Source organism: Vibrio sp. LB10LO1 (assembly GCF_010092875.1).
GTDB classification, from domain to species: Bacteria; Pseudomonadota; Gammaproteobacteria; order Enterobacterales; family Vibrionaceae; genus Vibrio; species Vibrio campbellii.
Window position 1 is genome coordinate 59,325 of record NZ_JAADJW010000010.1, and the last position, 22,012, is coordinate 81,336.

The following is a 22,012-nucleotide window of genomic DNA, read 5'->3' on the forward strand; positions in this document are numbered from 1 at the left end:
CATCTATGTTTTATGTCATAGACAAATAACATAACCTTAGAGCTAACTATGCAAAATCAAGATTCAGGCTATTGCTACTCCTTTCCTGCTGTCAGAGGTATTCAAGCAGGACGTCCCTTTTACATTGCGACGTGCCCTCTTAGGATCATTCCTAAAATTTTCAGTTACAACGAAGACGATGTTCCGCCTGAGCTAAGAGCTCAACGAACGTTGAACAAAACTCGTATTCCTGAAATGGTTAAGTACCTACTTGATAACCCAAAAGATTATGTTTTTTCTGCGCTAACAGTATCTGTAGGTGTCGATATTTCATTTGAAGATCATGATGGTGCACCGAATTTAGGAACCCTAAGAGTTCCTATGGATGCACAAATCTTGATTAATGACGGACAACATCGTCGCAAGGCAATTGAAGAAGCACTGCGAGAAAATCCGGACTTAGGCCAAGACAACATCCCAGTGTTGTTCTTCATTGATGAAGGACTTACACGCAGCCAACAGATGTTCGCTGATCTCAACAAATACGCGGTAAAACCTAGCCCGTCTCTGGGTACGCTGTATGACCATAGAGATGAAAGCTCCGAGCTTGCTCGCGAATTGGCAACTAAGGTTAAGCCTTTCATCGGTTTAACTGAAATGGAGAAATCTAATATCAGCCCTAAGTCGAACAAGCTATTTACTTTGAGTAGCATCAAACAATCGACTCGCGCACTCTTGAGCAAAGGTCCTAAGGACGGCTTCAGCGAAGAAGAAAAGCAACTTGCAGCTGAATTCTGGGAAGAAGTGACTCGCCACATCAAAGATTGGCAACTAGTCATTGATAAAGAAGTATCCCCAGCACAACTTCGCCAAGAATATATACATGCGCATGGCGTCGGGTTACATGCCATTGGTGTCCTAGGTAAACACCTACTGTGCCAAGAACCGAAACAATGGAAAGAAAAGCTTCAGCAGTTGAGCAAAGTTAACTGGTTAAAAACCAATCCGGACTGGATCAAACGAAGTATGAACCACGGCAAACTAAGTAAGTCGACACAGAACATTCAACTTACTGCCAACGCACTAAAAATTAAACTTGGGTTACCACTAACCCCAGAAGAGAAAGCTCTAGAGAAGCAGTTATCATGATACACGAGCTAAAACTGGCAGAAGATCTAGCCGAATACGAAGACTTTATCAATGCAGAAGACTTCGCAAATAACAAACTAAGCCACTACATTGCAGATGTGCAGCGTGTCTACTGTGCTGACAAACGCCCATGGGTAATTGGCTACAGCGGTGGTAAAGACTCATCAGCAGTCATGTCGTTAGTTTACTTGGCACTACTTGGCTTAGAACCAAAAGACCGCCAAAAACCGGTTTTTGTTGTATCTTCAGACACACTTGTTGAAACACCTGTTGTTGTTAACCACATCAAAGACTCGTTAGCCGCTATCGAGAAAGGCGCGAAGCGCGATAACCTACCTATCACTTGCCATAAAGTCGTCCCTAAAGACAATCAAACGTTTTGGGCAAACTTGCTTGGTAAAGGCTATCCGGCACCAACACGCTCCTTCCGTTGGTGTACAGAACGAATGAAAATTGACCCAGTGAGCGACTTTATCAAGTCTAAAGTCTCACAATTTGATGAAGTGATTGTAGTACTTGGCTCTCGTAGCCAAGAAAGTGCATCACGTGCGCAGGTCATTGCGAAACACAAAATTGACGGCTCACGATTAGCCCGCCATACAACACTTGCAAATGCGTTTATTTTTACCCCTATCGATACATGGGGTGTAGACGATGTTTGGAAACTACTGCGTCTTTGCCATCTAGAAACTAAGCAAACCCCGTACGGACCTAAGAACATTTGGATCGATGAGTATGATCTTGAATGGGAAAATCCGTGGGGCGGCAAAAACCTTGTGCTGTGGAACCTCTATAAAGACTCTTCTGGGCAAGGCGAATGCCCAATGGTCATCGATGAGACAACACCATCTTGTGGTAACTCTCGCTTTGGTTGCTGGACCTGTACTGTCGTAACGAAAGACCGTGCAATGGAAAGTCTTATCCAAAATGGTGAGCAATGGATGGCCCCTCTTCTTGAGTTCCGTAATAAGCTGTCAATGACAACCGATCCTGCGAACAAAGAAGAGTACCGAAACCATAAACGTCGCACAGGTAAAGTTAGCTACCAATACGCAAAAGAAGGCGAAGACATCGCAACAGAACGTAAGCACGTGCCGGGACCTTACTGGCTGAAATATCGCCGTCAATGGTTGCGCGAGTTGCTTGAACTGGATAAGAAGTTTAAAGCAGAAGGAAGAGAGATCGAGCTGATCACAGTACCTGAACTTCATGCAATTCGCCAAGAGTGGATTCACGATCCAAATGAGCCAGACTGGGACGACTCTCTACCTACTATTTTCAAAGAAGTTTATGGTTACGACCTTGATTGGGTATACGACGACAACGCGAGTTTTGGTAAAGATGACGCACAACTCATCCATGAGCTTTGTGACAACTTTGATATTGAACCTGAGATGATCATGAAGCTTATCGAGCTAGAAGTCTCGATGGAAGGGTTAAGCCGTCGTAGCGGTATTTCAAATAAAATCGCGTCGCTGTTGAAGCGAGACTGGGGTAGCTTGGAAGAGATCAAACAAAAGCATGCTTCTCTGCAGAGTAAAGCTGAGTTTGATATTCACCAAAAAGAGATCGAGCGCTACAACGACCAACTTGCCGAGCTAGATAAGCTGCTTCAAAAAGAGTTTTAAATACTGAAATGTTAATTACAAAACTAACTCTAAACAACTTTCGAGTGTTCCGTGGCGTACATGAAATCGACTTGCGCCCTGCTCCTGCTCGTCTGAGTAAAAATGGTCCTATTGAAGGAACCGAACGACCAATTATTTTGTTTGGTGGCCTTAACGGTGCTGGTAAAACATCGATTCTGACAGCTGTACGACTCGCTCTTTTTGGCCGTCAATCATTTAGCCAAGTGTTGTCAAATGGTGAGTACGTTGACGCACTATCCGAACTTATCCATAAAGGCGTTGGCCATGGTGGCGTTCAAGATAACGCATCGATTGAGCTTGAGTTTAAATACAGCCAAAACGGCGAAGAAAACACTTATAAAGTGATTCGCGGCTGGAAACGCGGTAAGAAAGATAGCCTGTGCCTTGAGAAAGACGGCATCCAAATTCCAGAGCTCAACTACGAGCAGTGTCAGGGTTTCCTCAACGAATTGATCCCAACAGGCATCGCTGATCTGTTCTTCTTCGACGGTGAAAAAATCGCAGAGCTTGCGGAAGATGAGTCAGGCACGGTGCTAAAGACCGCAGTCCGTCGACTATTGGGCTTAGATGTTATCGCAAAGCTCAAGAGTGACTTAAATATATTCTTGAAGAAACAAGGTTCTAGTGCACTAAGCCAATCGCTAAAAGAGGAAATGGATTCTCTTGATGAGCAGCGTATCAGCCACGAGCGCAACGCAGAGAAACTTCGTGGTGAAGCTGACATCGTTGATGCACAAATTGAGCTCGTGTCACGTGATATCCTTAGCCTAGAGAATAAGCTATCTCAAAACGGCGGCGCTTGGGCTAAAACTCGAGAAGATGAACAACAAAAAGTAGATAGCTTACTTAAAGAGAAAGTCGAGCTTGAAAAGCAAATCCGCATGGAGATGGAGACAAGTCTTCCATTCGCACTAGCACCTAATGCAATGCAGCGCCTTCAAACTCAGATCAAGCAAGAACAACAGATTAAGAAGAAACAGAACTTTGGTAATGAACTGGACTCATTCTTAGAAACACTGCGTTCAAAGTACCCAAGTTTTGATACAGAGATGGCTCAAAGTGCGATTGCTGACAGCTTTAAAGCACACGTGGGTGAATTTGATTCTGCTGAGCTGCTTTTAGATATCTCCGACCGTCAAGCGAATACTATTGACTATCAACTCTCAAATCTGGCTCGAGAATCTTTTTCACGTTTCGATGAAGCACGAGTACGCTTGAAAAAAGTCGAAGAAGAGATAGACAACGCTTCAAACAATATTGCACGAGCTCCTGAGCAAGAGCAGGTGCAAGAACTTTTTGCGGACGTGCGCGCATTAGATAAGAAAAAAGAAAAGCTGATTATCGAATACCATACTTTGCTTGAAGAAGCAAAACGCGAATTGCGCCAAGCACTAGAAACAGCCCGTCAAATTCAGAAGCTACACGATAAGAATAAAGATCAATCCAATAAAGATCAGAGTATTAGCAATGCCCAAAACTCAATCTTGCTGCTAGAGAAATTTGGCGAACAGCTAACTAAAGCTCGCGTCAACCAACTAGAGAACGAGTTCGTACAGTCTTACAAGAAGCTGGCTCGTAAAGAAGATTTGCAGCTATCCGCTTCAATTAACCCATCTTCGTTTGATGTTGAGTTAGTAGACGAACATGGTATTAAGATCAATCGCAAAGCAATGTCTGCAGGTGAAAAACAGATCTACGCGATCTCGATTCTGGAAGCACTAGGCCGCACATCCGGTCGCAAGCTGCCAATTATTATTGATACACCACTAGGTCGCTTAGACTCACACCACCGTGATAAGCTGGTTGAGAACTACTTCCCAACAGCCAGCCACCAAGTTGTAATCCTATCGACAGATACAGAGATCGATAGAAACTACACCAGCCTTATTCAAGACGATCTCGCTCGTACTTACGAGATCTGCTTTGACGGTACAACTAAGTCTTCAACTTTGAAGGAAGGTTACTTCTGGAGAGAAACAACCAAGGAGGCTGTGTAATGCTACCTAATCGTATGAACCTGGCTCGCACTACTGAAGAGCAACTTAAAAAGTTGAAAGGCTATACTGGTATCACTCCAAACGTATCGGCACGTATTGCTTTCTTCCGCTCTATTGAAGGTGATTTCCGCTATCAAGGCCAAGAAGCTAAGTTAGATGGTTCACTTGTACTAGATAAGTACACTTGGCTTGGTGAGACTAGCGATGTGACTGAGCTAATGTTGAAGATGTACTACCCAGAGCTTGATAGTAAAGAATACCAACAAGCTTGGGCTGCACATGTTGAAGATGGGATAGCATCAGTGAGGAACCATAAAGCTATAGGGCTACTTTCCAGAAATCTATAAGACATAAACTTTATTGACGAACCCAAATAGTAAGGGTTCGTCAATAAAATATGTAATAGCTCCAAGGCAACAACACTATTATACTGATAAAAACCACCTTCCATGGAAGGTGGTACAAGTAAAATAAAAGATATAAAACCTAAGGCCTCGAATACTTCCTAACAAATGTCACCATAAACAAACTACTTAAAATGACACCCAAAAAAGATAACAAGATCGAGGTAACTTTACCCACCACATTAACGGGTGTGATCTCTCCGTACCCTAAGGTCGTAAAAGTTACAATCGACATATAAATGCTATTACCAATATTATCTTCCGAAGAATCACATGCAATGTCATCTTGAGTAGCTTTTTCTGCAACAACACCAATTTCCGAAGACGGGCAAAAATCGCTAGTACCTGCAAAATAAAAAGCAGAAGATGCTAGAAGTATGGCTACCAGCATATATCCGCAAACCAGGATAGGTAACTCACCATAGAAAGATGTGTACTTATGTAAGTTTAGTATTAATTTTTCTAAAAATCCTGCCGCTTCTTTTTCAGTGTTTTTTTCATGAACAAACATTCTAGATGCTGATTTATGGTCCCCATCTAAGTCATATTGAACCCTAGAATATCGAGCTAATCGAGTATAAACGCGAAGGTCATCTTTAGATTTTTTTGTTTGGTCTCGATTATTAAATGCTTCTTCAAAGTTAATTGCTGCATTTAAATGTTCAGAATTCAACTTATATAGCTCAGCAACCTGAACATGAGCCTTGTAAGCTAAGTACTTATTTTTTGCATCTCCTGCTTTTTCAGCAGCAATTGACCAAACTTTTATTAGCTGACTATTACTGATATCAGCTACGTTTTCATGACAAATAGCCAACCTATATGCACATTCCGCAATTTCTGATGGCATATTAAATTCTGAGAGCTTATAAAATAATCTTTCATATAATTCGATACAATCTGAGTTCAAGTTTATCTCGTTTTCAGATAATAACTTTTTATCTGCTTCTGAAATATTCAATTTAGAGTCAATATTGAATATCTCACTCTCTCTTGCAATTTTATCTTCAAGCTCTTGAGTTTTTAAATTCCACTTACCTCGGGCTCCAAACAATAGCCAAGATAGATTTTGTGTCTTAAGCCATGCTTGAAAACACTCAAACTCCTCACTAACAAAGTCTTCAATTTCTGAAATATCTAAGTCAGGGAAATATTCATTTCTATTGGTCTCAACAAAATTGCTCAGTATAGTCATTCCACTTTGCTGACCATTATCTTCTAATTCTTCTTTTACGAAATCTAAAGCGAAAGGGTACCACGCATTATTCATTACATCCCCTCCTTAATGAACAAAGTCTGTATACTCTTAGTGAGAACCTTCAATTGCTCAATCTCATTGTCAGTCACTTTTTCTCTATTCAGTTTATCTATGAATGTAATGAAACTATTAATTTTTCTTAACCTTCTCTCAGCGCTAAAATCAAAGTCCACATCATCCATGTTAGTAGGGTTGGGTCTCTCTAACTGCTCTCTAACCTCTGGAAAATCGGTAACCCATTTTGAAAACTTCCTTAGTCTTGCGGGGTTATTTATCTCTTTATTCCCATTTTTATCAGGGATAAAACCATCATAAACTCGTTGAATGTTATCAACATTCATAAACTCTAATTTACTTTCACTCCAACCTAACCATTCTTTTTTAAAAAATGTCGTCGAGCTAACAACTTCATGAAAGAGTGTATATAACTTAGGACTGGCATATTCACCGTACTCTTCATAGCTTTTCATTTGTTCTAGAGCTAAAAAACCTTCATGCCTAAGTTTTACATCCTGATGCCTAATTCCGAGAAGTCTCCCTATTTCTTTATAATCCTTAGTCTTACTCATATCATGAATCAACTTTGCACTCTGATACCCTCCCCATTTCTTAGGTCCAGAAATATGGCGTATCCCCATAACCCTTTGAGAATAGTCTTTTATTTCGTCTTCAGTGCCATCTACTAGTACAACATTGATACCATTAAACTTATCTATAAGTTCTTGACTGATCAGGTCTGAAAAAGTTTTTGACTGTATATTATAATGTTCAGACATTAGTGACTTAAATGCAGAAGTCCTCCGGTTACCTTCAATAACTAAATACTTTCTTGTATTAGATTCAATGTTACGAAGCTCTCGAACAACGATCTTATCAACTTCCAAGAATCCATTTTTTAAAATAGAAAGCTCCAGATCAGCAATATTTTCCTTAACTAGATCATTCTCAATTTTCTCTTGTAAATCAATAACTTCACTATCTGTATATTGTTTAGTCTCTTGACCATTATCTAGTCTATAGTTATTAGGATCTAGCATTAACTGCCCTAATTTAACATTAATATTTTTTGTCTTAATACTCATTTTATTCCCTAATAATTATAGTCCTCAGTATAAATCCTACTAAAAAACTACAATATTTAAATTACGCCTAACATTAATAACCAATTAATTCGGACTAAAACTAATCCTATAGGCATTTGAAAACCTCTCTTATATGCCATCCAAGTGACCTTTCAGATGGATATAAGAGAACATCTCTTGGTAAACTAATCTTTTTGTTTTCAAAATCCCAAATCAAACGTTCAACCATACTCCCACCGGTGGTTCCCGGAGATACACGAACTCTGAAATCACAATCGAAAGTAATCACACCTTTATCTAGAGCTTTATGATGAATACTGCAAAGCGCAATGCCGTTTGAAACTTCACAAGGGCCAGAATACTGCTTCCATTTTATATGCGCTGCTTCAATTCCAACTGGTACGGTATCTAAAGCTAAGTCAAAGCCACACACCGCACATCTATAATTATATGCCCGCAAAACGTTCTTTCGAAAATTGGGATCTCGTTGCTTAGTTGACGTATCAACCTCAAAACCAAAACGAACAAACAACTCCTCTTGTAATGTATCGGGGAAATTGTCTTGGATTAACTTGGAAGCTATTTTTTCAATCAGCTCTGGATTAGAAATTAAGCTCTGGTATGAAGTCGCGTTAAATCCAGCCATTACATTGTATTTAATAAGTTCTGACTTTTTGGGGTCTGTATTGCTTTTACGGGGAATACACTCTTCACCATTTTTTAATTCCCAAAATGGATCTTTCTCGTTAGCTAAACGCCAAAATGGATACTCCGGATGGTAGGCTTTTCGCGAAGGGCCATACTGAACCAACAGCTCTTTTACCTGGTTATCCACTTCACTCTCAAACTGGAACAAGCGCTCATGGCCTCGTTTATATTGAGATAGAGCGTAAAGCAGCATTAAGGGTTTATGTGGAGCTCGTTGATCTCCACGTCGCCAACGTGAGATCGTTTGAATTTTATCTAATAGCTCCATTGCTGAATTCCACAATCATAATTCATCGCAATTATACATACTGAGTCATATATGAATACTAATCAGATCAAAAAAACGCCCTAAAAGGGCGTTTTAAATCATAAAGTTATCGCAAAAGCTCCCAGAATGCCCTGTCTCTCATTGGAAGTATCTTCTTAGCTCCATCAATGTAAAGACTGTAGTGTTTCTCTAGCTTATTGATGGTCTCCATCAACTTCTCTTGCTCAGCTTTCTCATTGACACCAAACATGGCTTTCAGCTCTTGTGGGCGAATCTTCGCCACGCGGTGAACTACCCATGTAAGCACATAACTTGAGTAGTCGTTCTCGCCAGTTTGGAAGTGCGTAATGTCTTGAATAGACAGAATCACCCCAACACCATACTCACGGTCTTTTTTTAAGATCTTACGCAAGCTTGGGAAGTTTTGAGACATCAAGTTATCGGCTTCGTCCACCAAAATCATCTTGGTGATTTGTCGGAAGTCGCCTTGAACTTCTGGCTTACCTTTCTTCTGCATTTGTGAGTAGAACAAATCCAGTGAGATGACCACAGCTCGGTTTTGAATTTCTGATGGATAACCAACCAACTCAACAACATTAAGTCCGCTACTAGGTTATCAATAAACAAGAATGAAAGGGACCTTTCGGCCCCTTTCTATTATTCGAGTAATTCCCAGAAGGCCCTATCCTTCATTCTCGTAATTTTCTTGCTCCCATCCACATAAAGACTATGGTGTTTTTCAAGTACACCAATCGTCTTCATTAGCAACTCTTGTTCGGGTTTAGCATCAATATTAAATATTGATTTGATGTCCTGATTTTTAATCTGCGAGACCCGGTGAACAATCCAAGTGAAGAGGTAAGACGAATAATCATTTTCACTGGTCTTGAAATGAGTGATGTCTTGAGTCGACAAGATCACGCCAACACCATATTCCCGCCCCTCTTTAAGTACCTTACGCAAGCTAGGGAAATTTTGCGACATGAAATTGTCGGCTTCGTCCACGAGAATCATTTTAGTCATCTGACGATAGTCACCTCGCACTTCTGGCTTACCCATCTTCTGCATTTGTGAATAGAACAAGTCCATCGTCAATGCCACAATTAGGTTCTGGATCTCACCTGGGTAGCCAGCCAACTCAATGACGGTAATGCCATCGACCAACTGATAAAGACTGGTGCACTTGGTTATGTCATCTTCAAAAATCTCAAACTCTTGCAGGCTCATAAGAGCGGCATAGAGCGAATCCTCTGCTGGCTCACTGGCTTCAAACAATGCCCAGACATCAGCAATGGTTGGGGCTGGGCGGCTCCACGTTGACTTATCGGCCTTCTTAATTCCTGCCAGTTCGTATGCTTCTCCCACTAACCGCTGAAGTTTGTTTTGCTGGACCTTACCGAGACCAAAGGCCTTAGTCATGGTTTCAGCAAAACCACGAGCAGTGTGCACCGGCAGCATTGGAATATCACCAAACAGGCTCAGAGGGTTGTAGGGCAGCTTATATAAGTTAAACTTTTTACCGCTTGTTGCATTGAGGAACTTGTCATCAACGTAGTCAGACTTGTAGTCAAAAATTAGTAGCCCAATTGGCTTGCCATCAACGTTCAGGTGCTGGTTGCGATGCAGCTGGGTCACCACAGACTTTGTGCATTGGGTTTTACCCGTACCCATGGTGCCAATAATACCCGTGTTGGTGTTCATGAACTTTGCGGTATTGGTCGGCTCCCACAGCATCGGTTCTTGGTTACGTACATCGTGACCAATCAGTACTTGAAGCGACTCAACGTCGTTTTTAACTAACGGCTGAACATCGACTATTGGCTTTGGATCAGCAGTGGCGGGTGGGGTTGGTTCAACCGCGCCTACTCCGGTATCTAAGCAAGGCTCATATTTAGCGTTAGAGGTATCTGGCACTGAGTTTGTTAACATTGAAATCGAAGTAACACCCGAAGTTTGCCCTTTCAGGATGTACTCCTGGGGTATCGCACATAGTTTTTCCGGACGGATGTCATTGATGAGCATCTGCAATGGCGTAGCAATAAACTTGGTAACATCACTGACAGGTAGTTCGATTTTCAGGATATCATCCACTTCTTCAAAGCTCTCGCAGATGAATGTGTCATTTTCTACTAAGGAAACCAAGAATCCTTTCGGGTACTCTGCAATGTCCGCCAGACCATAGTCTCCTTGAAGCCACCATTCACGTTGATTGAGGAATGCGTCGAAGTAGCTATCTTCGTACAGATCGTAAAGTTGGTACTTATCCACCTGCATCAGCACCTGACGAATAAACAAACCACGATAGAGGTTACCAGCCAAGTCATCTCGACCGAGGATATCTTCAGACAAGTAACGTTTTAGTTCAAGCGCCTGCTTCACCCCTTTACTGTGGGTCTGTTTTTGCCCCGCCTTTACCTCAAGCGGTAACAAATACATCTGCTGGTCTTTAAAACCTACAAACAGGACATCATCTGAAATAGCGCCAGATTTGTAACCTTGTGCTTTGCGGGAAAAGTCACCGTCCGACATGTTGAGACCGATATTGCCTGCGACGCGCAGCATCTCTGCGACAGACATCGGTACCCAAATGATATCAGACTGGGCTAGCAGGCAGTTCACGAATTTATAGGCGCCGATAATGCCACGTTTCTCTTTGCGGTTGTTAGCAATAGCCGTTGGGCTGCCCGTTGCCGCGACCATCTTCAGTAACCATTCACCATTAAAAGCATTAAACTCTTCAATAATGCCACCTTCACCTTGTTCCAACACCTTTTTATAAACTTCGGTTTGCTTAGTCACTGTAATTGCATCGTAGTTGGTGGAGTTAGTGTAGTTATCCGAGTACTGAATAAGCACGGCATCATTAGACGCATCAAAAAAATCCAAAGTAACTTTGGGGTCGATGATAGTAGTCCAAATGGAATTCTCGTATGAGCGGTCTAACAGCGTCTTGAAGTTGTCGCTAACCATTAGGCTCATTGACTTAGCGTTGCTGGTTTTTTCGCCAGAACGGCGAGCCGGCTTGATCAGGCTGTTCAACTTTTGCGCTATCTGCAGGTGCGGTTTGTTGGCACAATCCACCCCACGCAGACCAAAAGCAGTGTTGTAACTGCCTTCCTCTGACTCGGAGGCTTCACCGGCCATAAGTCCATGACACAAAACACCACTAAGCTGCTTTTCAACGTTAACATCGCGGGCTTCAACCTTACTGTTATTAAGGAAGAAGCTCAGGTGGGCATAGGCTTGCTCACCATCGACTTTATCATTTTCGAACTTGCTGTAAGTGATTCGAGTGCGTAGCAAGTCGACCACCATATCGGCCTGCTCGCGAGCTTTGGCACCGCCTTTATCTATTTCGTATAGGGCCTTTAACTCGTCATAACTGCCGGTTTCTGCAAAACGATCGAACTCGCTGTAGATCAGTTTATCGTCATACAGGTTGACATGGATATGGCAGACCTTATCCTTTTGCGCCTTTACGTAATCGACCAAGCCTAAGAACAACTCACGGTTCTTATGGTTGTTGACGGAGTTGATGATCAACGTAGATTGTGGTCCCACTGAGAAAAGTGAAGAGAATGCCTCTTTAAACTCGGAGACCTTATCTCTCACCAATCGTCGAACAAAAGCGTAGCTGGTTTCCTGCTGTGGCATCAGCGCTATCCAGAATGAATTGTCTTTATCCTCTTGGCTAAACGAAAAACCGTTGCGGACATCATAGAGATAAGGTAGTAACCCACGGGCATTCAGTCGCGCGACGGTTACTGGCGGCAGCTCTTTAAAGCTACCACTATGATCCGCTTCGATGTTTTGAGCTAATTCCAGTGAATGAGCAAGTACTAGCGGGCTAAATGGTGAGATATACTCTCGCCCTTCTGCAGTGATAAAGCCTATCTTGATCAACTGTTTTTGCTGGTCGTTCAATACCACATCATTTTCAATGGTATCTAGCGCCTCGTAATAGTACTGGACGACCGCTTTCACTAAATCGCGAAACTTTGGCCCCCATCCAGCTAAGCTAATCAGGGTGCGGTTGTCCACGCAGTAGTCGAAAAGTGTACGATACGCTTTATGCAGATTAGGGTAACTGACTTCAAGGTCTGCGATGCTAAGCTGCTCGCCTTCTGGGTTTTCATCGACAATTTCACCGCTCAATAACCGCTGTGCTACCTGCTGGGCTTCCCATTGCAAAAGTGTTAAACGACGACCAGTTGGAGAATTTTCTTTATTGTCAAGCACGACTTTGGAGTTTGCCCTGAATAGGCCAAAGTAATCATCTCGAGTAAAGAGCTTACCGTGTCGCTCTTGATCGAGTATCAAAGGTAATCTCAACGAGTCGGTCGCATCAGGACCCTCGATATTGAAGGTCAGGGATGCTTCACCGTTGTTGACAGTGAAACGAAGTTCATCAGATTCATTCGCTACTTTTTGAAAGTCGACGGTTCCGACTTCACTGCGATCGAACTCCTGCCCAATCTTCTCTAAAGAGACTTTCGAACCTTGTTCCGCAATCTCAAGGGCTTTGTCCCCAGTCTGAAGCACAACCTGAGGAGTTTTCTTTGCTGTGGTTGCGGGCTGGATTAAGAAATTGGTACGAAATGCATCAACATGGAAATCACTGGCTCGAATAGCTAGAACTTTAAACTTAAAGCGTTCGGCAGTTTTGTCCCGCTTCAATGAGAGAGTAAAAAAGACGGGGCTACCAGTGTAAACCCCTTCCAATAGAACACGGCTGCGCTTACCACCTGTATTATTGATATCGGTAACCTCAACGACTCCGCTGTTGTCATGTTGGATCGAGCATTGCTTCTTCTCTACTCGACCATTTAAGAAACTCAGTTCGAGATTGAAGGTTTGCTGTTCACCTTCCAACAACAGGATGAGGTGGCGCTCTCGTTGTCCAGCTTTGGTATCTGCTTTGTTCTTGGCTATAAGTTCACCTCGGGCCAGAATTTCAGACTCAAGCTCGAGCAGATTTTGCTTGTTTTTTTGTTGTTCTTGAAAACACTCTCCAAGGGTTAAGCTTTGCTTCCAGCCAGACGCGTCATCGCCACCAAAGTGCTCACTAATAAATTTATCACCAAAGTCAATTTCTGCGAGCTTCTCCTTCAACTCATTCGGATCATTCTCGCTCTTGGTGATCCGATCAATACGGTCGTATAACTTCCGGTTTTGCTCCAGTCGCTCTTCAATTTGCTTTGGGTTATCTTGCCAATCTAGAATTTTAGGGTCATCTAGCAAGTTGAGCTCGCTAAACTTCAAATCGCCATCCTGTACGACCTTGTGCAATCCCTCGAAGCCAAACATTGTGGACTCGTCTTCATTAATTTGCTTATATCTCTGTTCTAGCAGGCACTCGGATACTTTCCTAAGTTTCGATGCAATGCCGATCATATCGTAAAGTGCATCTTTAATCTTTTCAGGGTGCCAAACCGAATTTTCTTTAGCCACATCATCACAAGCACTAATAATTGTGTCTAATGAACTGTTGTGAATTACTAAAAGTACCGAGCCCTTGAATTGACCATTTTGACCAGAAACCGCATCACGTAAAGTTGAAATGAAATTTTCAGTAAAGCCGTGTTTAGGTGCGTTCCCTGCCGTCTTAATGTCCAGAGATTTTTCATCCCTGTGCAGTACAGGTATTAAATTAATTTTTCCACAATTAACCACCGGAAGACTTATGAACTCGTCCCCGATTGCTGCATTGATTTCTTGCTTTGATAAGTTCATAAACGATTTGTAGAGGCGCGTGCTGTTTGCACTATCTGGCGATTTGAAGTGATACCTCTCTCCTGCTTTTTCGAAGTCAAGATCACTTACAAACAGCTCGACCAAAAAGTCCTCAAATGGTTTTACGTACATATACTGCGTCTCCACTATCGCTCATTTTTTCCACATTACCAATTCGTTCATAAAACTCGATTAATGCCGCATGACTTTGCTTATCGAAAAACACGCCGCGAGATTCAAATGCTAAAACCAGCTCGTGGAAACGCATTTTCTCTTGGTTTCCAATCACAATGTTTGTGAGTAACATTAAATAGTCTTGATTTATAACCAAGACCTTGCCAATACGTCCTCGGTTATAAATAAAATTTGAGCACAGCTCTCTTTGGATCGTCTGGACATATTCCTTATTAATTGAATGCTTGGACATACCTCGCCCAAACTCATCTTTCGATAACTTGAGTAGTTGATCCAAAGCAGCCAAGGGGTCTTTTGTTTGCACTATTTGCTGGTCAAGGCCACGGCGCTCATTAAATGCTTTTGCGTAATTACTTAACTTTTCCGCAAGCTCCGGACTTTCCTGCAGCTGCTGAGCAAGTTTCCAGATAGGTTGCTTACGTGCTTTAGGTATCTGAAGGCTGTCGTTCATTGCCAAATAGGGGAAAATATTGTGCATTGCTCGGTTCAGCTGTCCAAAGCCAAAATCTTTCACATTCGTCCGCTCTTCACTAGCCTTTTCACTATCTAAAATGAAGTAGCAACGCTTGGGCTCTGGTTTGCCATCTCGCCAGCTGCCTAGATTCAACGCAAGCTGAGAAGTGTAGAGTACAGAATACAAACGCAGAAAATCAGTAAACGTAGAGAGGAGGTACTTGGGGTGTTCCTCTAAGAAGTGAAGGTCTTGTTGAAAGAGCTTGGTCAAGAAAGGCAGATACGGATACTCATTATTGCCAATAACCTGCCCATTTTTCTTGCTCTTCGGTTTCTTATCTCCGGATTGTTTATTTAGTTGTTCCTTCAACTCTTCATAAAGCTCTCGCTCGAGAAAATTCATCGATACGTTGAGCTTCTCGGTTGGAAGAAAATCCTGCATAAGACTTGAGTACATGTCCCCTAGACGAGAGCTGGCCGTTGCCCCTTGTTTTTTATTCGCTTTAAACAACAAAAACTCGGGAGCTATGTTGTAAAACCCTTCACGCTCAAAGTACATTTTATCGAGTACTAGCCAAAATTTTTCTCCAACTAGCTTACCAACAAAACGAGCTTCTACCCCAGATTTAAAGGCCTCAACATCGAGCTCTTGGTACTTACGATAAGCGTTTTTGACTGTGAAACCGAGTACGGTATCCCAGTCAAAGATGTCTTTATTTTTCCTATCGCTTGTTCGGATCGGAAAGTAACTACTCAAAGCGTTACTTGGGTTTACATCTTTACTTGCCTGCGGGAGATCCGCTCTGATCTGCGCCACTATCATAGTCCACTTACCTCAAAGTACTCATCTTCGATGTTGTTGATTTTTATTTTCTTTCCGTTATCCAAAACATAAAGAGATGTAGCCTTACTCGCGACATCTGCTATGTGATCCGTAACTTCATCAAGCATAACGACTGTCGTCTTATCGTGTTTGTTGGGCATGTAACCCTCAAGAATACGTAGCATCAAACCCAAAAGGTTGATGCTTATTGGCATTGGAATGATCGCATCACCGATTTTGAAGTACGCTAAAAAATGCCCGATAGCACGCCCATTATCGCACTGAATGTCGTCAAACGATGGTTGAATATCCAGTTCTGCCGCGAGCTGGACTCCGTTGTGACTCGACACAAAATACTCGCCTCGACTCAACTCTGGTGCATTTCGGTTGATGTATTTATGAATGGCTGCGACTGCAGTATCTCGATAGAACTCGCGCAACATCTTACGCTCAGCTACTTCGCCGCTGTAATTCACATGGGTTTGCCAAAGTTTCGAGTATTGAAATAAGAGCTGCTCATCAAAGTCACTAGCGAACTGGAGGTGGTAGTTGTTACTTACATCTGCCTGACGCAGCAAATAAAACAACCTTACATAAGAGCTCGCATTGATATTACCAACACCCACTAACTCTTTGACCCCAGAGCAGAAAATGTCAAATTCACCGTCTTCCAGTTTCAGGTTGCGGGCCAAAACGAAGGCATCCAGCCCTTTGGAATGGATGTTAGCCGGGTCAAATTCTGTGATTTTACTGGTTAGCTCGTTTTCTCGCGATGCAAAAAGATTGTCTTGAAGTAGACCAGGACCAGCCAATAAATGAAAGACAAAATCCAACAGAGAGCGCGCCGTTAGAAACTGGTCTTTTATCAATCTAGCCTTGAAAAGCACATCAATAATGACAGCCTGAACCTCTGGTCGGCTCAAGATCTGATAGTTGGATATTAAACGTTGGTTCGGCCTTGTTGACTGCAACTCTTTATCAAAGTACTGGCGGATCAGGTTATCTTCCTGCGCTGTAATTTTAGTTAACAAGTCACTAACAAATTGAGAGCTGTGTCCTTCGTCTTCGAAGGTGAACCTTGGATGGTCTTCAAAATTAAGGTAAACATGGTTATCCGGTATTGTCTCTTGCTCTAGGTAGTTCTTTATCGATGTTCTCACCGAGGTAACATCACCTTCCTCTGCGTAGTTACCCATCATTCCCACATTGATACCAACAACTAATGACCTCCCCCCTCGCTCAAAATCAAAAAAGAGTTTGTCCAAAGTTTGAATTGCGGTGTCCGTCGGACGGAAACTGTGGGTTGCATCAAGATGAAAGTCAGCTCTATTTTGATACTCTTTCTTATACTTTGTAAGTATTTCAGACTTTCCATCACCACTACTACCACACAAAAAAATTAATCTCTTATCTGTCGAGGACAGTTCTTTCAATTCTTTAGCAAATTTATCTTCTATGTCAGTTCTTACATAAAGATACTTTTTTACAGCATCTAGGTCCGTAGATAGTACTGCTTCTCTCTCTGTAGAGACTGCATATGGCGACGATTTTGACATCACACTCAGTGCGGTTCGTAAATCAATCAAGTGTTATAACCCCATGAAAATGTTAGATAGGCAGAAATACAGGTAATAACCAGGCCGGCTTACGCTGTTAGTCAAGCTAAATACTGTATGACACCGTATTTTAAACTAATATAATGTGTACATGTTCATATTCCGCTAATTTGCCTGAAAAAATTCACATCTTTTTTCAAACTAAAGTGGCAGATCTAGTCTGAACTAATACACCTAAGTCCTATTGCTTAACTGCTCTCGGTCTTTTTCTGCATGGCAATACTTTTACCTTGCGCAATGACGACAAACCATCCAAGTGACATTTGTACTCTTGCCTTTCATTGATAGCATGCCCTCAGGATTGCTTTTAACAGCAGCAAACCGTTTACTAAATTTTAAGGAACTAGGCGGCATTACTTTACACGTTGCTTAGTTTTGTGGATTTGTGCTTAATAGAAAGGAAATGTACGGAGGATAGATAAACATAAATTATCGAAGTATATATGCGAAAAAGCCCCAGCATTTCTGCTGGGGCTTTAGAATGTGGCGGTGAGTGAGAGATTCGAACTCTCGATACGTTGCCGTATACACACTTTCCAGGCGTGCTCCTTCAGCCACTCGGACAACTCACCGAATCAAATTGTGGTTAGCATCATTGGCTAACGAGGCGCTAATTTAATGATTATGTGCCTGATGGTCAAGGCTAAACACGAAAAAAAGCGCCCTTTTGCGTTTGTTTGCTCACTATCTAGCTAAATTGCATAAAACAGGGGCAATTATGCTTCTTGATAGTAACCAGGTACTCGGAACCAACGGCGGCATTGGTCAAGGAAGTAACCGTAAAGTACACCCATACCGCAAGATACTACCGCGTTACTCGCCACTGCTGTAATAATTTGGTCAGTCGATGCGCCTACCGCAAACAAAATACCTGCGTAAACTGGAGATTGGAATAGCACGTACGCCACCAAATCAGATACGTTCTTCATGAAAGAGGAAGGGGAAAGCTTGTTGCCTTGGCGTAGCACCCAGTCACGGAACATGCCATAAGGCCATGCAATTGCGATGTTGACTGGAATAGACAGCGTGCGTGATGCCAGAGACTGCTCGAACGTCATACCCGAGATCAAAATCTCAATGATCATCCCTGTGATAAAACAAAAAACCACCATAGCAAAAGTATCCGCTGCGGCGTTACGAATACAAAATGGTCCACGAGACTTCATTTACAACCTCTAAAATCAAACACTATTAAAAAAGACATCTATAAAATGATTTACTGCATTTAAAACCACATAGCAGTTAATGGCGCTATTAAAACACAATATTTTCAGTTTATGATTCCGTTTTAAATTCTTGGTTGTAAATTAATAACCAACTTTAAGCCCAAAAGTAGCAGCTTTCACCAAAACCAGTAAAAACCACCTTAAAACGACCTAAAATGAGGTTTAAAAACGTAATTTATTTACTAATAAACGACTTAGCACACGAAAACACGCAGAAAACCAGAGAAATATCTGGTAAGTGAATTTCAAAAAGATCGGCTTATGCTACTTGGAGGTCGATTTTCAGAGTAAATGCGAAGTTTGTGGGGTTAGAGAAATGGGCTTGAACAGAGGAAGTGGCTCGAACCTCGGTTCAAGCGACTTCCTTTTTATGTGTGAGGTTATTGATCTGCCAATAATATGGTGAGCTGATCGATGTCTTCTTGCTCAGGAGATAAGGCTTTGAGTAAGTGGCTTTCAATACGTTCGATAACGCTGCTTAGCTCTTCTGTCATGCTCGGTTGCACACTATCGAGAATATAAGACAGCGTCGTTAGCGCTTGAGTGAGGTTGCCATCATCTAACGCTAGATAGAAGTTCAAAAGTAACGCATCTACATCGTGCGGTGTTACTGGTTTATTCCCCTGCTTATCTTGGTATTGATAGAGGATAGAAGCGTGGCGATACAAAGCATCATCCAATTCTGATTCAACAATAGGTTTTGCAATAATGTGGTTAGCGCCTACATCCAGCATTCTCTCTTGTGTCTCTTTGAATACATCGGCCGTACACCCGAAGATCAACACAGATTTTGCGGGGGTATCCATAGAGCGAATCACCGCTATTGCGCCTACCCCATCGAGCACCGGCATGTGGTTGTCCATTAATACCAAATCAAACTTCTGACTGGACACCTGCTCTACGGCTTGTTTGCCATTCTCGACACAAACACAAGCGAAACCCTTCGAGCGTAAGAAAGTCTCCATGATGATGGTGTTGGTGCGGTTATCTTCAACGATCAGCGCACGTAAACCTTGGCAATCAAGTTTGTGTGTGCTGGTAGGCTCCAATATCCCCGCTTCACAGGGGTTTAGATCAAGTTCGACCACAAACTTAGTGCCGATACATTCTTGGCTCTGCACGGTAATGCTACCGCCCATGTGCTCGGAAATTTGCTTAACAATCGCGAGTCCAAGGCCTGTGCCGCCATATCGACGCGTGGTCGAAGATTCCGCCTGCTCAAACGGCCTAAAGATGCGTTCCTGAGCGTCAGGACTAATGCCGATGCCTGTATCTTTTACGCTAATGCGCAAGCGCGTTTGCTGCCCCTCGACATACTCTGTCAGTTCTACCTCTACATAGCCTCGGTCGGTGAACTTGACTGCATTATTGAGCAGATTGAACAAAACTTGGCGCAGTCGCGCTTTATCGTTGTTGTACCAACGCCCCTCTGGCACATTGGAAATCACGCGGAATTGCAGGCCCTTCTCAGCACACAAGGTGTGATAGACACTGTTGGTACTGCCCAGAATCGAATCAATTGGGAATGGGGTGTTATCAATCTCGATGTGCCCCTGCTCAATCTTCGAGTAATCCAAGATTTCGTTTAGCAACGTCATCATGTGATCGCCTGAGTCATAAAGGGTGTTGAGGTGCTTTCTCTGCTCGTCGGTTAACTGGGTTTTCAGCAGGATTTGCGCCGTTCCCAACACACCATTCATCGGCGTTCGAATTTCATGAGATAGCGTCGCCAAAAATGCCGTTTTCGCATTGGTGGATGCCTGCGCTTTGATGCGCTCTTGCTCTAGGTAGACGGTTTTCTCATTAAACTTGGTGATCAAGTGCCCGATTTCATCTTCACTGTCGTAGGTAATGTCGATGATGCCACCAGTTTTGGAGTCATCAACTTTTTGCGCGATGCGGACGATGGGTTCCACAATGTATCGATTCAGTAGGTAGTAGCCCACCAGCACGCAGATCAATAAGAAAGGTATGATGCCCCGCTCTACACTCATCACTTGATCAAACACTTGTTCTGCAACTTGAACTTTGGCATTCACAACGTCCATTTGCCATTGGAAAGCGCCGAATTCAAGCTGACTGATGTAAATGTCTTTGGTGAGATGAAAGTTATGCTCAATCACGACTTGTCCATCCGCGTCACGGATCACCACGCCTAAAGAGTATTGGTTGGTGTGCTCGCGAATGAATTGGAATAGCGCTTCGAGGGATAAATCGACCGTGGCGACACCAGCGAAAACGCCCTCTTTGTAGTAAGGCGCTGAAGCCGTGATCATCTGAACTTGGGTAAAGGTGTCAATATAAACGCCAGACCAACTGACATAACCAGCGGGCTTATTCGCCACAGATTGATACCATGGCTCGTTGTCGTAACCACCGGACTCGGGGTTATTGTAAGAATGGATTTGATCTAAGCTGCCGTGCTCGTTCTTATTGAAAAATAAACTTGTGTATTGCCAGCGCTCATCTTCGAGTGTCGGCTTTGGCCATAAACCGCCACTGACGATGATGTCATCACTCACGGCAAGCAACTGAGGAATGGTACCTTGCAGCGAAATATCGGCTGTTGGTGTTTGCCCTAACCCGACCAAGCTGTTCAGCAATCCAACGGAGCTGGTCAATGGCCCCTCGATTTGAGATGCGAGTAATTGGGTGCGTAAATTCAAATTACGTTCGAGCTTTTCTCGAACTGGCGGGTCAACAACGAGGTACACGACGGAGCCAATGGTCGCGATAAAGAAACACAAATAAAGCGTTAGGGCGAGAATGCTTTTTTTTCTGAGTGACGAACGAATTTCCATAGATGTAGACGAATCATTCCCTAATATCGATTTATCGCTGATTGATTGGTAATATGAGCGCAACCAACCAGCCCATTAACAAATGGTATTCGATTTTGAAACTACAAGACATCCTTTCTCTTCCAGAACTTGATGGAAAACTACTAAACCTAGCGAAAACTCAAGGCTTTGTAACGTCGATGGCGTGTGCGCCAAACGTTCTAAACCCTCAAGAGTGGCTGCCGTTCTTATGGGGTGGTGAAGAAACCGCACCCTTCTCTGATGGCGAACAACTAGAGCAGTACATTGATGAGATTGTTCAAATGTGGAACCAAACTCGTCCTGCTCTTCTAGAAGGTTCATGGCAATGGCCAGAAGGTTGTGAACTGGATGATCAAGATATCGTTTCAGCGAACACGCGTGATTTCTGTGAAGGCGTACTTCAAGGCTGGCAAATCACTCGTGATGACTGGGAAAACTTGATGCCTGCAGATAGCGAAGACAGCGCTCTACTGGGGGGTGTTCTGCTTTCTCTTACTATGCTTTACGATCCAGAAACAACGATCGCGACACTTGCAGAGCAAGGCATGGAAGGTTTAGAGCAGTTTGAAGAGATCTTCAATGCGATGCCAATGATGCTTGGTGGTCTGACTCAACGCGGCGTTATGCTAGCAGAAGAAGAGTAAGACGCT

14 protein-coding genes and 1 tRNA gene are annotated in these 22,012 nt (G+C 42.9%); 5 read left to right on the plus strand and 10 right to left on the minus strand.

Features of this window, described 5'->3' with window-relative positions:
- Positions 1 to 48: 48 nt before the first annotated feature.
- Genes dndB through dndE form a run of 4 tightly spaced genes read left to right on the plus strand, consistent with a single transcriptional unit; the run spans position 49 to position 5,121 of the window.
- Entirely contained in the window at positions 49 to 1,128 is a 1,080-nt protein-coding gene (gene dndB / locus GXP65_RS09375; RefSeq protein ID WP_162092652.1) for a DNA sulfur modification protein DndB, read from the plus strand.
- On the plus strand, positions 1,125 to 2,756 hold the full coding sequence (locus GXP65_RS09380) for a DNA phosphorothioation system sulfurtransferase DndC (protein WP_021453027.1): 1,632 nt from the start codon (positions 1,125 to 1,127) through the stop codon (positions 2,754 to 2,756). Before dndB ends, GXP65_RS09380 begins: the two co-directional genes overlap by 4 nt.
- A gap of 8 nt (positions 2,757 to 2,764) precedes the next feature.
- A complete protein-coding gene (dndD, locus tag GXP65_RS09385; protein ID WP_162092653.1) occupies positions 2,765 to 4,774 on the plus strand; it encodes a DNA sulfur modification protein DndD in 2,010 nt (669 codons plus the stop codon).
- Positions 4,774 to 5,121, plus strand: a complete 348-nt coding sequence (gene dndE / locus GXP65_RS09390; protein ID WP_162092654.1) for a DNA sulfur modification protein DndE — start codon at positions 4,774 to 4,776, stop codon at positions 5,119 to 5,121. The genes dndD and dndE overlap by 1 nt, the downstream gene beginning before the upstream one ends.
- Positions 5,122 to 5,260: 139 nt before the next feature.
- Here the strand turns inward: dndE and GXP65_RS09395 are convergent, their stop codons facing one another.
- From GXP65_RS09395 to GXP65_RS09440, 10 genes are all read right to left on the minus strand, one after another.
- A complete protein-coding gene (locus tag GXP65_RS09395) occupies positions 5,261 to 6,448 on the minus strand; it encodes a potassium channel family protein (RefSeq protein ID WP_162092655.1) in 1,188 nt (395 codons plus the stop codon).
- On the minus strand, positions 6,448 to 7,518 hold the full coding sequence (locus GXP65_RS09400; protein ID WP_205455487.1) for a ParB N-terminal domain-containing protein: 1,071 nt from the start codon (positions 7,516 to 7,518) through the stop codon (positions 6,448 to 6,450). The genes GXP65_RS09395 and GXP65_RS09400 overlap by 1 nt, the downstream gene beginning before the upstream one ends.
- A gap of 106 nt (positions 7,519 to 7,624) precedes the next feature.
- A complete protein-coding gene (locus tag GXP65_RS09405) occupies positions 7,625 to 8,494 on the minus strand; it encodes a phosphorothioated DNA-binding restriction endonuclease (protein WP_162092656.1) in 870 nt (289 codons plus the stop codon).
- Between the two features lie 106 nt (positions 8,495 to 8,600).
- On the minus strand, positions 8,601 to 9,080 hold the full coding sequence (locus GXP65_RS09410) for a hypothetical protein (protein WP_205455488.1): 480 nt from the start codon (positions 9,078 to 9,080) through the stop codon (positions 8,601 to 8,603).
- 71 nt (positions 9,081 to 9,151) lie between these two features.
- Entirely contained in the window at positions 9,152 to 14,359 is a 5,208-nt protein-coding gene (dptH, locus tag GXP65_RS09415) for a DNA phosphorothioation-dependent restriction protein DptH (RefSeq protein ID WP_162092657.1), read from the minus strand.
- Entirely contained in the window at positions 14,340 to 15,698 is a 1,359-nt protein-coding gene (gene dptG / locus GXP65_RS09420; RefSeq protein WP_138955741.1) for a DNA phosphorothioation-dependent restriction protein DptG, read from the minus strand. Before dptG ends, dptH begins: the two co-directional genes overlap by 20 nt.
- Positions 15,695 to 17,284, minus strand: a complete 1,590-nt coding sequence (dptF, locus tag GXP65_RS09425; RefSeq protein ID WP_205455489.1) for a DNA phosphorothioation-dependent restriction protein DptF — start codon at positions 17,282 to 17,284, stop codon at positions 15,695 to 15,697. Before dptF ends, dptG begins: the two co-directional genes overlap by 4 nt.
- Before the next feature lie 514 nt (positions 17,285 to 17,798).
- Positions 17,799 to 17,886: transfer RNA gene (locus tag GXP65_RS09430), tRNA-Ser, on the minus strand.
- 144 nt (positions 17,887 to 18,030) lie between these two features.
- The gene (locus tag GXP65_RS09435; RefSeq protein WP_010646956.1) at positions 18,031 to 18,480 is read right to left on the minus strand and encodes an L-alanine exporter AlaE; all 450 of its coding nucleotides are present in this window, start codon (positions 18,478 to 18,480) and stop codon (positions 18,031 to 18,033) included.
- A gap of 440 nt (positions 18,481 to 18,920) precedes the next feature.
- Complete coding sequence (locus GXP65_RS09440; RefSeq protein WP_162092658.1) at positions 18,921 to 21,341, minus strand: hybrid sensor histidine kinase/response regulator; 2,421 nt, start codon at positions 21,339 to 21,341, stop codon at positions 18,921 to 18,923.
- A 53-nt stretch (positions 21,342 to 21,394) separates the two neighbouring features.
- On the opposite strand from GXP65_RS09440, the gene GXP65_RS09445 reads away from it, so the two are divergent.
- Positions 21,395 to 22,006 (plus strand): YecA family protein, encoded by a 612-nt coding sequence (locus GXP65_RS09445; protein WP_005426252.1) that lies wholly within the window; start codon positions 21,395 to 21,397, stop codon positions 22,004 to 22,006.
- Positions 22,007 to 22,012: the final 6 nt, after the last annotated feature.